The sequence below is a fragment of the Serinicoccus sp. CNJ-927 genome, assembly GCF_001942435.1.
GTDB lineage: Bacteria > Actinomycetota > Actinomycetes > Actinomycetales > Dermatophilaceae > Ornithinicoccus > Ornithinicoccus marinus.
Map to the genome: position 1 here is coordinate 43,999 of NZ_MKKF01000050.1, position 14,756 is coordinate 58,754.

General features: G+C 71.8%; 12 protein-coding genes and 1 pseudogene. 9 read left to right on the plus strand and 4 right to left on the minus strand.

Features of this window, described 5'->3' with window-relative positions:
* Positions 1-220: 220 nt before the first annotated feature.
* The 5 genes from BJF86_RS14530 (at position 221) to BJF86_RS14550 (ending at position 6,782) form a co-directional block, all read left to right on the plus strand.
* On the plus strand, positions 221-598 hold the full coding sequence (locus BJF86_RS14530; protein ID WP_075819982.1) for a preprotein translocase subunit YajC: 378 nt from the start codon (positions 221-223) through the stop codon (positions 596-598).
* Complete coding sequence (secD, locus tag BJF86_RS14535) at positions 595-2,586, plus strand: protein translocase subunit SecD (protein ID WP_083653167.1); 1,992 nt, start codon at positions 595-597, stop codon at positions 2,584-2,586. The genes BJF86_RS14530 and secD overlap by 4 nt, the downstream gene beginning before the upstream one ends.
* Positions 2,586-3,797 carry a protein translocase subunit SecF gene (secF, locus tag BJF86_RS14540; protein WP_075819984.1) on the plus strand — a complete coding sequence of 404 codons (1,212 nt, stop codon included), beginning with the start codon at positions 2,586-2,588 and terminating at the stop codon, positions 3,795-3,797. The genes secD and secF overlap by 1 nt, the downstream gene beginning before the upstream one ends.
* Positions 3,798-3,817: 20 nt before the next feature.
* Complete coding sequence (locus tag BJF86_RS14545) at positions 3,818-4,354, plus strand: adenine phosphoribosyltransferase (RefSeq protein WP_075814292.1); 537 nt, start codon at positions 3,818-3,820, stop codon at positions 4,352-4,354.
* 88 nt (positions 4,355-4,442) lie between these two features.
* Positions 4,443-6,782: a RelA/SpoT family protein gene (locus BJF86_RS14550; protein WP_075819986.1), complete on the plus strand. Its 2,340-nt coding sequence runs from the start codon at positions 4,443-4,445 to the stop codon at positions 6,780-6,782.
* A 9-nt stretch (positions 6,783-6,791) separates the two neighbouring features.
* On the opposite strand, the gene BJF86_RS14555 is transcribed toward BJF86_RS14550, so the two are convergent.
* Positions 6,792-8,123, minus strand: a complete 1,332-nt coding sequence (locus BJF86_RS14555; protein WP_075820212.1) for a M18 family aminopeptidase — start codon at positions 8,121-8,123, stop codon at positions 6,792-6,794.
* The gene (locus BJF86_RS14560) at positions 8,120-9,625 is read right to left on the minus strand and encodes a DUF349 domain-containing protein (protein WP_269087284.1); all 1,506 of its coding nucleotides are present in this window, start codon (positions 9,623-9,625) and stop codon (positions 8,120-8,122) included. Before BJF86_RS14560 ends, BJF86_RS14555 begins: the two co-directional genes overlap by 4 nt.
* A 137-nt stretch (positions 9,626-9,762) precedes the next feature.
* On the opposite strand from BJF86_RS14560, the gene BJF86_RS14565 reads away from it, so the two are divergent.
* On the plus strand, positions 9,763-10,473 hold the full coding sequence (locus BJF86_RS14565) for an MBL fold metallo-hydrolase (RefSeq protein ID WP_075819987.1): 711 nt from the start codon (positions 9,763-9,765) through the stop codon (positions 10,471-10,473).
* Here the strand turns inward: BJF86_RS14565 and BJF86_RS14570 are convergent.
* Positions 10,455-11,144 carry a GTP pyrophosphokinase family protein gene (locus tag BJF86_RS14570; protein ID WP_075820216.1) on the minus strand — a complete coding sequence of 230 codons (690 nt, stop codon included), beginning with the start codon at positions 11,142-11,144 and terminating at the stop codon, positions 10,455-10,457. The two genes, BJF86_RS14565 and BJF86_RS14570, sit on opposite strands and share 19 nt — an antisense overlap.
* 73 nt (positions 11,145-11,217) lie before the next feature.
* Between BJF86_RS14570 and hisS the strand changes: the two genes are divergently transcribed.
* Positions 11,218-12,618, plus strand: coding sequence for a histidine--tRNA ligase (gene hisS / locus BJF86_RS14575; RefSeq protein ID WP_075819989.1), 1,401 nt, complete (start codon positions 11,218-11,220; stop codon positions 12,616-12,618).
* Positions 12,619-12,647: 29 nt separating this feature from the next.
* Here hisS and BJF86_RS14580 read toward each other — a convergent pair whose 3' ends face one another.
* Positions 12,648-13,331: a peptidylprolyl isomerase gene (locus BJF86_RS14580; RefSeq protein WP_075814284.1), complete on the minus strand. Its 684-nt coding sequence runs from the start codon at positions 13,329-13,331 to the stop codon at positions 12,648-12,650.
* 205 nt (positions 13,332-13,536) lie between these two features.
* On the opposite strand from BJF86_RS14580, the gene BJF86_RS14585 reads away from it, so the two are divergent.
* The gene (locus tag BJF86_RS14585; RefSeq protein ID WP_075819991.1) at positions 13,537-13,860 is read left to right on the plus strand and encodes a YerC/YecD family TrpR-related protein; all 324 of its coding nucleotides are present in this window, start codon (positions 13,537-13,539) and stop codon (positions 13,858-13,860) included.
* A 96-nt stretch (positions 13,861-13,956) separates the two neighbouring features.
* Positions 13,957-14,754 (plus strand): annotated as a pseudogene (gene hisG / locus BJF86_RS14590) (ATP phosphoribosyltransferase); the annotation flags it as partial.
* Positions 14,755-14,756: the final 2 nt, after the last annotated feature.

Consider the following 14,756-nt stretch of genomic DNA (forward strand, 5'->3'; position numbering starts at 1 on the left):
GTGGAAGTCCTGCTGGGGCGTGCATTCGCCGGTCGGTGGGCCTACGGGGATGGCCAGGGCGGCGGATCGGGTGGCGGGGACACGGCATACCGGCCTCTTTGGTGGCCCCAGCGGACTCACCTAGACTGCCCCGGGTGCCTGCCGCGCGCCTGGGCGCGGGCGGCGGGACGACGGCGTCGCACCCGGCGCCCCACGAGACACGCTTTCGAAGGGTCACTCCATGACACTGGCGACCGGCTCCGCTGCGGGCGCGGGGGGCTCCGGCCTCACGCTGCTCATCCTGGCACTGCCGATCATCTTCCTGCTGTTCCTCATGTTCAACCAGCGGCGGCGTGCCCGCTCGGTGAACGAGGCGCAGAGCCAGCTGCAGCCGGGGCAGGAGGTGATGACCACCTCGGGGATGTTCGGCGTGATCCGCGCCGTCGAGGCCGACGTGATCCACCTCGAGGCCGGCGGAGTGGTGCTGCGGTTCCAGCGGCGGGCGATCCTGCCGATGTCGATGGTCGGCTCACTGGGCGGGCCCGCCGCCAGCGACCAGGGCGAGGGCGGCCCCGCCGACGGCGACACCCCGACCGACACCGACGGTCCGACCCGATGACGACCTCGACCCCGGCGCCCCGCCGGGACGAGGACCTGCCCGGAGCGGGTGAGGCGAGCGGTCGGCGCCAGCGCCGCTCGGGCGGCGGACGCAGGTCCGGGGGCCAGCGCAGCGCCCGCATCCGGGGCCCGCTGCGCACCCTGCTCAGCCTCCTCGTGATCACCGTGCTGCTCTTCGGCGGCATCGGCGCGGCGCGGCTGTGGGCCGAGCCCGCGGCCTCGCTGACCCCGCAGCTCGGCCTCGACCTCGCCGGTGGCCGCCAGATCGTCATGGAGCCACTCACCGAGGACGGCACCAACGTCTCCGCCGAGCAGCTCGACCAGGCCATCGACATCATCCGCCGCCGCGTCGACGGCGGTGGGGTCACCGAGGCCGAGGTCACCCGCCAGGGCCAGAACGTCTCCGTGGCCATCCCCGGCAACCCGACCCCGGAGCAGGTGGAGGCGCTCAGCCGCTCCTCGCAGCTCCGATTCCGTCCGGTGCTCGTGGCCCAGTTCACGGCGCCGGAGATGGAGATGCCGGAGCAGCGCACCCTGCCGCTGCCGCCCAGCCTCATCGAGGAGCAGCTCGAGGAGTTCGAGCAGCAGCAGCAGGACGCGCAGGAGGACTCCGAGACGCAGGACAGCGTCGAGGAGGGCACGAGCGACGAGGCGGAGCAGACCGAGGAGAACCGCGGTGGCACCCGGCTGCCCAGCTCCGGCAGCGACGACGCGTCCGCCACCGAGGCGCCCGGCGTCCCCGCGGGGGACGGCTCCGACAGCACCGCACCGCCGGTCCAGGAGGGCGAGCTGCCGGCGGCGAGCGATCCCTCGAGCCTGGCCCAGATCACGCCCGAGCTCCAGGAGGAGTTCAGCGCCCTGGACTGTGCCGCCGAGGGCGTCGCCACGCAGGTCGCCGCGGCCCCGACCGACCAGCCGACCGTGGCCTGCACCGTCGAGGGCGATGAGAAGTTCATCCTCGGGCCCGTCGAGCTCACCGGCAGCAGCGTCACCGACGCCAACGCCGGGCCGGAGACGGTCCAGGGCGGCGCGGTGACCGGCCGCTGGCAGGTCAACCTCACCTTCGACGGCGAGGGCGGCCAGACGTTCGCCGAGATCACCTCCCGGCTCTACGGCTACCCGCAGGGCGAGGCGCAGAACCGCTTCGCGACCGTCCTGGACGGGCAGGTCATCACCGCCCCCACCGTCAACGGCGTCATCTCCGGCGGCACCGCCACGATCTCCGGCGACTTCACCCCGGAGGAGTCGCAGTCGCTGGCCAACCAGCTGAAGTTCGGTGCGCTGCCGCTGAGCTTCGAGGTGCAGACCTCGGAACAGATCAGCCCCACCCTCGGCGGGGAGCAGCTGCGCTACGGCGTCATCGCCGGGATCATCGGGCTGCTGCTCGTCTTCGCCTACATGCTGGTGCAGTACCACGCGCTCGGCCTGGTCGCCATCGGCTCGCTGGTCGTGGCGGCGCTGCTCGCCTACGGCTCGGTGACGCTGCTCGGGTGGGCCAACAACTTCCGGCTGACCATGGCCGGGGTGACCGGTCTCATCGTCGCGATCGGCATCACCGCGGACAGCTTCATCGTCTACTTCGAGCGGATCCGGGACGAGGTCCGCGCCGGACGGCCGCTGCGGTATGCCGTCGACACCGGCTGGGAGCGGGCCCGCCGCACGCTCATCATCTCCGACGTGGTGAACCTCATCGCGGCGACCGTGCTCTACCTCCTCTCGGAGTCGGGCGTCAAGGCCTTCGCCTTCGCCCTCGGGCTGACCACGATCATCGATCTCGTGGTGGTCTTCATGTTCACCCATCCGCTGGTGAGCATCCTGGCCAACACCCGCTTCTTCGGCGAGGGCAAGAAGTGGTCCGGTATGGAGCCGGAGCGGCTGGGCGCCAAGCGCTCGGCCTATCTGGGCCGGGGACGCGTGCGGGAGCCCGACGTCATCACCCCCGGGCGCAGACGGCATACCCGTGAAGAACTGGAAGGCGGTGTGGTCTGATGTCGCGCTTCTCCCGCCTCGGCAACGACCTCTACTCGGGCGCACGGTCCTACGACATCGTCGGCCGCCGGATGTTCTGGTACCTCCTGTCCGCGGTCCTCATCGCCGTCTCCCTGACCGGCCTGCTGGGCCGTGGCCTCAACTTCGGCATCGAGTTCAGCGGCGGTTCCGAGCTGCGGGTGAGCCAGGTCAGCGACCAGCAGATGGAGGACTACGAGCAGCGCGCCGGCGACATCATCGAGGAGGTCGCCCCGGGCGGCACCACGACGATCACGCAGATCGGGGACTCCACGGTCCGGGTCCAGACCGGCGAGCTGGAGAGCTCGGAGGCCGAGACCGCCCGCGGCGACCTCGCCGACGAGTTCGGGGTGGACGTCGCCGACGTCACCAGCTCCTTCGTCGGGCCCTCCTGGGGCGAGACCGTCACCAACCGGGCGCTCATCGCGCTGGCGGTCTTCCTCGCGCTGGTGACGCTGGTCCTGACGCTCTACTTCCACACCTGGAAGATGGCGGTCGCCGCGCTGGTCGCCCTCATCCACGACGTGCTCTTCACCGTGGGCATCTACGCCCTCATCGGGATCGAGGTCTCGCCGGCGTCGGTCATCGGCTTCCTCACGATCCTCGGGTACTCGATCTACGACACCATCGTCGTCTTCGACAAGGTGCGGGAGAACACCGAGCACGCCTTCGAGACCAAGCGGCAGACCTTCGGCGAGGCGGCGAACCAGGCGGTCAACCAGACCCTGGTGCGCTCGATCAACACCTCGGTCGTGGCGCTGCTGCCGGTCGCGGTCATCCTCGTCGTGGGCGTGACCCTGATCGGTCCGGGCACCCTGGTCGACCTCGCCTGGGCGCTGTTCATCGGCATCGCGGTCGGCACCTTCTCCTCGATCTTCATCGCCACGCCGCTGCTCGTGCACCTGCGCGAGGGCGAGCTGACGATCCGTCGCCACGACGCCCAGGTCACCAAGCGCCGTGCCCGGCACGACGCCCGCGCGGCCCAGCGCGGCCGGGACCTGGACGAGGACGACGTCGAGGAGGGGTCGGACGAGGCCGACGGCGCGCTCGTGGGTGCCGACGCCACGACGGCCACGACGTCGGCGTCGAGGTCGGAGGGGACGAGCACCGGCCCGGCCCAGGGCCGGCAGCTGCACCCGTATGCCCAGCGCGGCCCGCGTAACCAGCCCAAGCGCAAGCGGCGCACCCGCTGACCCCCGAGGAGCTCCCCGCCATGGCCGATCCCGATCCCCGGCTCGCCGCCGACGTGCTCGCCGGGATGCGCGACATCCCGGACTTCCCGGAGGAGGGCGTGGTCTTCAAGGACTTCACGCCGGTGCTGCTCGACCGCGGGCTGCGTGACCGGATCGTTGCGGACACCGTCGAGCGCCGCCGCGGCCAGGTGGACGTGGTGGCCGGCATCGAGGCCCGTGGGTTCATCCTCGGGGCGATGATCGCGCACGAGCTGGGTGTCGGCTTTGTGCCGGTGCGCAAGGGCGGCAAGCTGCCGGCCGCGGTGCACAGCCAGTCCTACACGCTGGAGTACGGCACGGCCACCCTCGAGATCCACCAGGATGCCGTCTCGCACCACGAGCGGGTGCTCGTCGTCGACGACGTGCTCGCGACCGGCGGGACGTTGGCCGCGACCTGCGAGCTCATCGAGCGCTGCGGCGCGAGCGTCGCGGCCATCGAGCTCGTCCTCGAGATCGAGGAGCTGGCGGGCCGGGACAAGCTCACCGGCTACGACCTGCACTGCCTCACCAGCGTCTGAGCAGCCCTGGGGACCCGGCCTCGATCCGCGGGTCTCTCGCTGGTCACCGGCGTGCGGCGGGCCGGTCCGCACCACCTATGATCTGTGCATGAACGAGCCGGCCGCGAGCACGCCACCCGCGCGGGTGGGTGGTGGCCTGCGGCCGCGCTGGGCCCGGCTCGGGGGCACGCGGGCCTCGACGAACCCGGCGCTGGAGCCGCTGCTGCGCTCGGTGCGGGCGACCCACCCCAAGGCCGACCTGGCGCTCATCGAGCGCTCCTACGCCGTCGCCGACGAGATGCACAAGGGCCAGCAGCGCAAGAGCGGCGACGCCTACATCACCCACCCGCTCGCCGTGGCGACGATCCTCGCCGAGCTGGGCATGACGCCCTCGACCATCGCCGCGGCGCTGCTGCACGACACGGTGGAGGACACGCCATACTCCCTGGCGCAGCTGCGCAAGGACTTCGGCGACGAGATCGCGATGATGGTCGACGGCGTCACCAAGCTGGACAAGGTGACCTACGGCGACGCCGCCCAGGCCGAGACGGTGCGCAAGATGGTCGTGGCGATGGCGCGCGACATCCGGGTGCTGGTCATCAAGCTCGCCGACCGGCTGCACAACGCCCGCACCTGGCGCTACGTCTCGGCCGAGAGCGCCGCCCGCAAGGCGGGGGAGACGCTGGAGATCTATGCCCCGCTCGCGCACCGGCTGGGGATGAACACCATCAAGTGGGAGCTGGAGGACCTCTCCTTCGCCCAGCTCTACCCCAAGGTCTACGACGAGATCGTGCGGATGGTCGCCGACCGTGCACCGGCGCGCGAGGAGATGCTCTCCCGCATCCGCGGTGAGATCGGTGACGAGCTGCACGGGGCCAAGATCCGGGCCACGGTGACCGGGCGGCCCAAGCACTACTACTCGGTCTACCAGAAGATGATCGTGCGGGGGCACGACTTCGACAAGATCTACGACCTGGTCGGCGTGCGCGTGCTCGTCGAGTCCATCCAGGACTGCTACGCGGTGCTCGGCGCCCTGCACAACCGGTGGAACCCGGTGCCGGGGCGGTTCAAGGACTACATCGCGATGCCGAAGTTCAACATGTACCAGTCGCTGCACACGACCGTGATCGGGCCGAGCGGCAAGCCGGTGGAGATCCAGATCCGCACCTACCAGATGCACCGCCGGGCGGAGTACGGCGTCGCCGCCCACTGGAAGTACAAGGAGCAGAGCCCGGACGGCACCAAGGCCGTCGCCGGTCCCGACGGGGCGCCTGGCGCACTGGAGGGTATGCAGTGGCTCCGGCAGCTCATCGACTGGCAGCAGGAGACCTCCGACCCCGGCGAGTTCCTCGACTCGCTGCGCTTCGAGATGGGCGCCGCCGAGGTCTACGTCTTCACCCCGGACGGCGACGTCATGGCGCTGCCCGCCGGTGCGACCCCGGTCGACTTCGCCTACGCCGTGCACACCGAGGTCGGGCACCGCTGCGTGGGTGGTCGGGTCAACGGCAAGCTCGCTCCGCTGGACTCCGAGCTGGGCAACGGCGACGTCTGCGAGATCATCACGAGCAAGGCCCAGGACGCCGGGCCCAGCCGCGACTGGCTGACCTTCGTCAAGAGCCCCCGGGCGCGCAACAAGATCCGGCAGTGGTTCACCCGCGAGCGCCGCGAGGAGATGGTCGACTCCGGCAAGGACGAGATCGCCAAGGTGCTGCGCAAGCAGAACGCCCCGCTGCAGCGGCTCATGCGGCACGACACGCTGACGGCCGTGGCGCAGGGCCTCAACTACAAGGACATCGACGGGCTCTTCGCCGCTGTCGGCGAGGGGCACGTCTCGGCGCAGCACGTCGTCAAGCAGCTGCTGGCGACGCTCGGCGGCGAGGACGGCACCGAGGAGGACCTGGCCGAGGCGGTGCGGCCGCGCCGCGGCCGGATCGCGCAGGCCGACCCCGGGGTCACGGTCGTGGGCGCGGACGACGTCTGGGTCAAGATCGCCCGGTGCTGCACGCCGGTGCCCGGCGACCCGATCCTCGGCTTCGTCACCCACGGCAAGGGGGTCTCGGTGCACCGCACCGACTGCACCAACGCCGCGGAGCTGCAGAGCAAGTCGCCCGAGCGCATCATCCGGGTGGCCTGGGCACCGACGGCGACCAGCCTGTTCCTCGTCAACATGCAGGTGGAGGCCCTGGACCGGTCGGCCCTGCTGTCCGACATCACCCGGGTGCTCTCCGAGCAGCACGTCAACATCCTGTCCGCGTCGCTGCAGACCAACCGGGACCGGGTGGCGCTGAGCAAGTTCACCTTCGAGATGGCCGATCCCTCGCACCTGGAGTCGGTGCTGCGGGCCGTCCGGCGCATCCCGGCCGTCCTCGACGCCTACCGGGTCACGGGCACGACGAGCACCGACCCGCACCGCCGGGAGGCTTCCGAGCCCTCCCCGTCGGCGTCCTGACCGGGCGCCTCAGGCGGGGGAGAGGAAGGCGGCCAGGGCTGCGGCATACCCCGCCTGGTCGAGGGTCCCGCAGATCTCCCGGGTGGAGTGCATCGAGAGCACCGGCGCGCCGAAGTCGACCGTCCTCGCACCGGTGAGGGCCGAGGTCATCGGGCCCACCGTGGAGCCGCACGGCAGGTCCGAGCGGGTGACGAAGGTCTGCATCGGCACCCCCGCCTGCTCGCAGGCCAGGGTGAAGGCGGCCGCGCCGACGGAGTCGGTGGCGTAGCGCAGGTTGGTGTTGACCTTGAGCACGGGGCCACCGTTCATGAGGATCGGGTGACTCGGCTCGTGGCGCTCGGCATAGTTGGGGTGCGTGGCGTGCGCCATGTCGCCGGAGGCGATGACCGAGCCGGCCAGCGCACGCCAGTAGTCCTCACGGGTGCCCCCGGCGGCCAGCACGATCCGCTCCAGCCAGGACGGCAGGAAGGTCGACTGCGCCCCGCGCTCGGAGGTGCTGCCCACCTCCTCGTGGTCGAAGAGCACGACGACCGGCACCGAGGCGGCCTCGCCGGGAGCGGCGACCGCCTGCAGTAGCCCCCGCACCGCGGCATACGACGTGGCGAGGTTGTCCAGGCGTGCCGACGCCACCAGCTCGCCCTCGCCGCCGATGCGGCGGGCGGGGGTGAGGTCGTGGGTCATGGCGTCGAAGCCCAGCAGGTCCTCGGGCGCGACGTCGACCTGACCCGCGAGCCAGTCCCGGAAGGTCGACGCCTCCGTGCCGGTGCTCCAGTGCGGGGCGAGGTGGTCCTGGTCGTTGAGCTTCAGGCCCTCGGTGCGCACGGTGCGGTCGAGGTGGATGGCGAGCTGGGAGACCCGCAGCAGCGGGTCGTCGCAGCGCCACAGCAGCTGGCTGATCCCGTGCGGCGCCGTGGCGTCACGGACCGCGACGCGGCCGGAGAGCCCGAGGTCCCGGTCCAGCCAGGAGTTGGTCAGCGCGCCGCCGTAGACCTCGACGCCGAGCATCTGCCACCCGGCACGGGTCCAGTCCGGCTGCGGCTTGATCCGCAGGTTCGGGGAGTCGGTGTGCGCCCCCACCACCCGGTATGCCGTGTGCGCCGGCCGGTCCGCGGGCAGGTGGGCGGTGGACCAGGCGATGAGCGAGCCCCCGCGCCGGACGACATAGCTGCCCGGTGCGGACGGGGTCGGCTCGGTCTCGTCGACCTCGGTGAAGCCGGCGTCGGTGAGCAGCTGCTGCGCGGCGTGCACCGCGTGGAACGGCGAGGGCGAGGCGTCGAGGTAGGCGCACAGGCCCTCGGCGACCTCGCTCACCTGGGTCGCGAGGTGGGTGAGGCTGCTCACCGGCCGAGACCTCCGCGCGCCGAGCTCAGCCACAGCTTCTTCGTGGCCAGCTCGGCCTCGAGGTCCTGGGCCTTCTTGTCCTCACCCGCGGCCTGGGCGGCGGCGAGGTCGGCCTCCAGGCCCTGGACCGCCCGCTCGAGCTGGTCGACCATCGACTGCGCCCGAGCGTTCAGCTCGGGGTCGGTGCGCTGCCACTGCGAGTCCTCGACGTCGCGCACCTTCTGCTCCACCGCGCGCAGCCGGTTCTCGACCCGCTTGATGTCCGCCCGCGGCACCTTGCCCGCGGCGTCCCAGCGGTCCTGGATCTTGCGCAGCTCGGCCTTGGTCTGGTCCAGGTGCGCCTCGTCGACGGTGAGTGCCTCGGCCTCCTCGAGCAGGCCCTCCTTGACCTTGAGGTTCTCGGTGAACTCCGCCTCCTCGGCCGCCACGACCTCGTCCTTGGCGTCGAAGAAGGAGTCCTGGGCGGCCTTGAACCTCGCCCACAGGGCGTCGTCGTCGGCACGGGAGGCCCGGCCTGCCCGCTTCCAGTCCTGCATGAGCCGCTTGAAGGCACCGGCGGTGGCGCCCCAGTCCTTGCTGGTCGACAGCGCCTCGGCCTCGCGGACCAGGCGCTCCTTGGTGGCCTTGGCGCTGGCGTGCTCCTCGTCGAGGTGGGCGAACCAGGTCTTGCGCATCTTGTCGAAGTCGGAGCGCGCATGGCTGAAGCGCTGCCACAACGCGTTCTCGACCTCCTTGTCGAGACGCGGACCGGAGCGCTGGTGCGCCTTCCACTCCTCGAGCAGCTCGCGGACGCGCCCGCTGCTCTGCTTCCACTGCACCTTCGCGGGCTCGGTGGCCGCGAGCTGCTCGGCCTCCACGACGAGCTTCTCCCGCTCCTGCGCGGCGCGCGCCTTGGCCTGCAGCCGCTCCTCCTGCTCGGTGCGGGAGCGGACCTTGACCTCCTCCTCGAGGTGCTTGACGACCGCGGACAGGGCCGCCAGGTCGCCGACCACGTGCGCCTCGCCGATCTGCTCCTTGAGGTGGGCCAGGGACTGCCGGGCGTCGTGGGCGGAGACGTCGGTGCCCGCGAGCCGGGCCTTGAGCAGGTCCGCCGAGGCGAGCATCTCGTCGTACTTCCGGGCGAAGTAGGCCAGCGCCTCCTCCGGGCTCGCGCCGGGGTAGGAGCCGACCTCACGCTCGGTGCCGTCGGCGGCGACGACGTAGACGGTGCCGTCCTCGGCGACGCGCCCGTGCTTCATGGACTCGCTCGGGTCCGGGTGCGGCTCGGGCGCCGCCCCGGCGGCCCCACCGGCGGGCCGGGCTGCCGCGGGCCGGCGCGCCGCGAACATCGCGGGGGAGGGCGCGGCCGGCTTCGGGGGCGCCGGGGGTGCGGGCTGCGGGGCTGCCTCGGGCTCTGCGGGTGTGTCCGGCTCCGGCTGCGGTTCGACGTCCTCGGTGGCGGCGACCGTCGGCTCGGCGGCCGACTCCTCCGGCTCGGTGGGGGTGGGCGTCTGCTCGGACACGGTGGTGGCTCCTCTGACGGGGACCGCGAGCACGGCCGTCGGGGCCGGCTCGACATGGCGTGGACGCCCCGACCCTACCGGCCGAGCCCGTGGTGGCCCTGCCGAGGTGCTCGGCAGCGGTGCGTAGGGTCGGTCCCATGTTCGTCCGCAGCATCGTCGCCGACGCCTTCGCCACCAACTGCTACGTCATCGCTCCCGCCGAGGGGGAGGAGTGCCTGATCGTGGACCCGGGCATCGGGGTGGAGGACCGGGTGCAGGACGTGCTCGCCGAGCACCGGCTGCGGCCGGCCGCCGTGCTGCTCACCCACGGCCACTTGGACCACGTGTATGCCGTCACCCCGGTCTGTCAGGGCACCACGGCGGTGAGCCCTTACATCCACGCCGACGACCGGTATCGCCTGACCGACCCGCTCGCCACCATGAGCCCCGAGCTCGTCGCCGCCCTCGAGCAGCAGTTCGGCCGGCGCGCGACGTGGACCGAGCCGGAGCGGATCGTGGAGTTCGGCGCTGCCGGTGAGGACCACACGACCCTCGAGCTGGCGGGCCTGCGGATCGAGGTGGCCCACGCCCCCGGGCATACCGAGGGCTCGGTGCTCTTCACCGCGCACGACGTGCCGGACGGCATACCCTCCGACGATCTGGACCGGACCGTGCTCTCCGGCGACGTGCTCTTCGCCGGGTCCATCGGCCGGACCGACCTGCCGGGCGGTGACGCGGCGGCGATGCGGCGCAGCCTGCGCGACGTCGTGCTCCCGCTCGCCGACTCCTCGCTCGTGCTGCCGGGCCACGGGCCCGCGACCACGATGGCGCGCGAGCGCGGGACGAACCCCTACCTGACCTCGCTCTGACCGTGCAGCTCGCGGTGCAGCCGGTGCATCCGGGCGTCCAGCTCGGCGGCGCTGTCCGCGGCGGTCTTGAGCTCGTCGAGCAGTGAGTCGGGCACGTTGCCGTCGTACTTGTAGTGGATCTTGTGCTCGGTGCTCGCCCAGAAGTCCATCGCGATGGTGCGCAGCTGGACCTCCACCGGCACCTCGACGCGTCCGGTGGAGAGGAAGACCGGGATCTCGATGATGGCGTGCAGGCTCTTGTAGCCGTTGGGCTTGGGGTCGGCGATGTAGTCCGAGACGCGGCGGATGGTGATGTCGTCCTGCTGCGTGAGCAGGTCGAAGATGCGGTAGGCGTCGGTGACGAAGCTGCAGGTGACGCGGATGCCGGCGATGTCGGTGATCTCCCGGCGGATCGTCGGCAGGTCCGTCGCCAGGCCGCGGCGCAGGACCTTCTCCCGCAGGCTGTCCGGTGACTTGACCCGGCTCGAGACGTGCTCGATCGGGTTGTAGTCGTGCATGTGCGAGAACTCGTCGCGCAGGATCTCGATCTTCGTCTCGACCTCGCGCAGCCCGAACTCGTACTCCAGCAGGAAGCGCTGCAGCTGCGCCCCGACCTCCCGCAGCTGCGCCGGGGTGATGCTCTCCCGCGAGGCCAGCTCGAGGGACGGGGGCAAGGCTGCTCCGGTGCTCATGGAGACCACTATGCCCCCTGGACGTGTGCACGGCCTGGGAGAGCGGCGGCATGCCGGTCGATAGACTCGCGCGGTGATCTCCCCGCGCACGCCGTCCGGTGTCCTCGAGCTGCTGCCGCCCGAGCAGATCGCCTTCCAGCGGATGCTGGACTCGATCCGCTCCGGCTACGAGCGCTTCGGCTTCCTGCCCGTCGAGACCCCCGTCTTCGAGCGCTCCGAGGTGCTCCTCACCAAGACCGGCGGCGAGACCGAGCGGCAGGTCTACTTCGCCCAGTCGACCGGGGCGCTGGAGAAGGCCCGGGCGCAAAGCCCCGCGGAGGGGACGCTGCCCGAGCTGGCGCTGCGCTTCGACCTCACGGTGCCGCTGGCGCGCTACGTCGCCGAGCACGAGCACCAGCTGACCTTCCCGTTCCGGCGCTACCAGATGCAGCGGGTCTACCGCGGCGAGCGGCCGCAGCGGGGGCGGTTCCGCGAGTTCTACCAGTGCGACGTGGACGTCATCGGCTCCGGCGAGCTGTCGGTCCGGCACGACGCCGAAGCCCCCGCGATCATCAACGCGATCTTCACCGACCTGGCGATCGGCGACTTCACCATCCAGATCAACAACCGGCGGCTGCTGCGCGGCTTCTACGAGGACCTCGGCATCGCCGACCCGCAGGCGCAGGCGGCGGTGCTGCGCGAGGTCGACAAGCTGGACAAGCGCGGGCCGGACTACCTGCGCACGACGCTGACCGGGGACGGCTTCGGGCTGGCCGAGGAGGTCGTCGAGCAGATCCTCACCTTCGTGCAGACGCGGTCCACCGGGCACGACGACGCGCTGGCGCGACTCGACGACGTGGTGGCCGGCTCCGCCGGGAGCGAGGCGCTCGCCCAGGGTGTCGCTGAGCTGCGCGAGGTGCTGGGGCTGGTGCGCGCGCTGGGCGTGCCGGAGGCCAACTACTGCCTCAACTTCTCCATCGCCCGGGGGCTGGACTACTACACCGGCACGGTCTACGAGACGACGCTGGACGAGCATCCCGAGCTGGGCTCGATCTGCTCGGGCGGCCGCTACGACGACCTCGCAGGGCAGTACACGAAGTCACGGCTGCCCGGGGTCGGGATCTCGATCGGGCTGTCGCGCCTGTTCTGGCAGCTGCGGGAGGCCGGGCTGATCGAGGTCTCGGCGGGGGAGTCGACGGTGCAGGTGCTGGTGCCGCAGGTCGACGCCGAGCTGCTGGACGACCAGCTCGCGCTGGCCTCGCAGCTGCGGCACGGCGGCATCAACACCGAGGCGGTGCTCGACGGCGGCAAGCTGGGCAAGCAGCTGCGGTATGCCGACCGCGCCGGGATCCGCTTCGTCGCGATCCTGGGGCAGCAGGAGGTGGCCGACGGGACGGTGACGCTCAAGGACCTGCGCCGCCAGGACCAGTTCACCGTGCCCCGCGACGAGGTCGTCAGCGCGCTGCGCGTGGAGCTCGCCCAGCCGCTCGTCTGACTCCCGACCGGGCGTCGTGAGTGGTTGCCTCAGTCGCCGACGCTGACCGACAGCAGGCTGATCGGCTGCGCCGGGGCGGTGCCGCCGCTGTCGTTGCCCTCGGCCGCGACCGTCTCGACGATGTCGAGCCCTGCGGTCACGCGGCCGAAGATGCTGTAGCCGCCGCCCTCGACGGGCAGCTGGGTGTCGTCGTAGACGATGAAGAACTGGCCGCCGTTGCTGTCCGGGTCCTGGGTGCGGGCCATGGCCAGCGTGCCGGGCGGGTAGAGACCCTCCGGTGGCGCGTTCTCGATGCCGAAGGCATACCCCGGACTGCCCTGCCCGGTGCCGGTCGGGTCGCCGCACTGGAGGACGAAGATGCCGCTGGTGACCAGCCGGTGGCACGCGCTGTCCTCCCAGTAGCCCTCCTGCGCCAGGAACGCGAAGGACGCCACGGTCTGCGGCGCGTCCCCGGCATACAGCTCCAGCTCGATGTCGCCACAGGTGGTCTCGATCGTCGCCGCCAGGGTCTCCCGCTGGCCGGACAGGGGCTCGGGCAGGTCGTCCTGGGTGTATGACCTCGGCTCGGCCGGTGGCGTCGGCGGCTGGGTGCAGGCCACGTCCGGCGTCTCGTCGCCCTGTGGTTCGTCCGCGGACGATCCGGGGTAGGTCGCCTCACCGCCGCAGCCGGCGAGCACGAGAGCGGTGACGGCGGGGAGGAGGGTGCGGCGCATACCAGCATCTTCGCATCGGCCGGGGGACAACCATTCGCGGCGCTCGGTGGGGGTGGGGGCAACCACAAGCGGCGCTCGGTGGGGGTGGCGACGTGGTCGGGCGACCGTGTTAGCGTACTAGCGCGCTACGACATGAGCAGGCGAGACAGAAGTTCCTCATGGCCAGCCGACACCGACCACGACCACGCGAGAAGGACACGACGAGATGAAGCAGCGGGAGGACGCCGAGGGCGGCGCCCGGGCGCGCGACGGCCTGGCGCGCGTGCTCGCCGCGCTCGACGGGCCGGACGCCGTCGACGCCTTCCTCGACGACCTGTGCACGCCGGCCGAGATCGAGGCCATGGCCGACCGCTGGTCCGTCGTCCCGTTGCTCGCGCAGGGCCTGTCCTACCGCCAGATCCACGACGAGACCGGCGTGAGCGTGACGACCGTCGGGCGGATCGCGCGGTGCCTGGACGCCGGGGCCGGCGGCTACCGCGCCGCCCTGGAGCATCACCACGAGCATCCGGCGGCGTTACCGACGGTCTGAGGCGCCCGACGGCCCGCGCTGCGCCCTGCGACCCGCACCCACCACCGAGCTCCCCGGCCGACTGGCCGAGCCCACCCGCTGCACCGAAAGGTCCCGATGACCCCGCCTGTCCAGCCGCGCGACCGCCTGCGCGTGGCGATCCAGAAGTCCGGCCGCCTCGGCGAGCCGGCCCGCGAGCTGCTGGCCTCCTGCGGCCTCACCTGGCGCGAGAGCCGCGACAAGCTCTTCTGCTACGGCGAGAGCCTGCCGGTCGACCTGCTGCTCGTCCGGGACGACGACATCCCCGGCCTCATCGCCGACGGCGTCTGCGACCTCGGGATCGTCGGACGCAACGTGCTGGTCGAGCACGGACTGGCCCGTGAGGCCCAGGGTCGCGGCGTCGAGCTGACCGAGTGGCGACAGCTCGGCTGGGGCACCTGCCGGCTGGACGTCGCGATCGCCGAGGACGAGGAGTGGACCGGGCCCGAGCAGCTCGCCGGGCTCCGCATCGCCACGTCCTACCCGCACACCCTGGGCCGGTGGCTCGCCGAGCACGGCGTCGACGCCGAGCCGGTCGTGCTCAACGGCTCGGTCGAGATCGCCCCGCGCCTGGGCCAGGCCGACGTGGTCTGCGACCTCGTCTCCACCGGCGGCACGCTGCGCGCCAACCAGCTCACCCCCGTCACGACGATCCTGCACAGCGAGGCCGTCATCGCCGGCCCCGGGCACCAGCTCGACGACGGGCGGCAGGAGATCGCCGACCTCCTGCTGCGGCGGCTCGACGGGGCGGTCCAGCTCAAGGAGTCGCGACTGCTCCTGCTGCGCGTCGAGCGCGAGCTGCTCGACCGGGTCCTGCCGCTGCTGCCCGGCGGTCACGAGCCGACGGTCACGGCGGTCGAGGGCCGCGACGAGGTCGC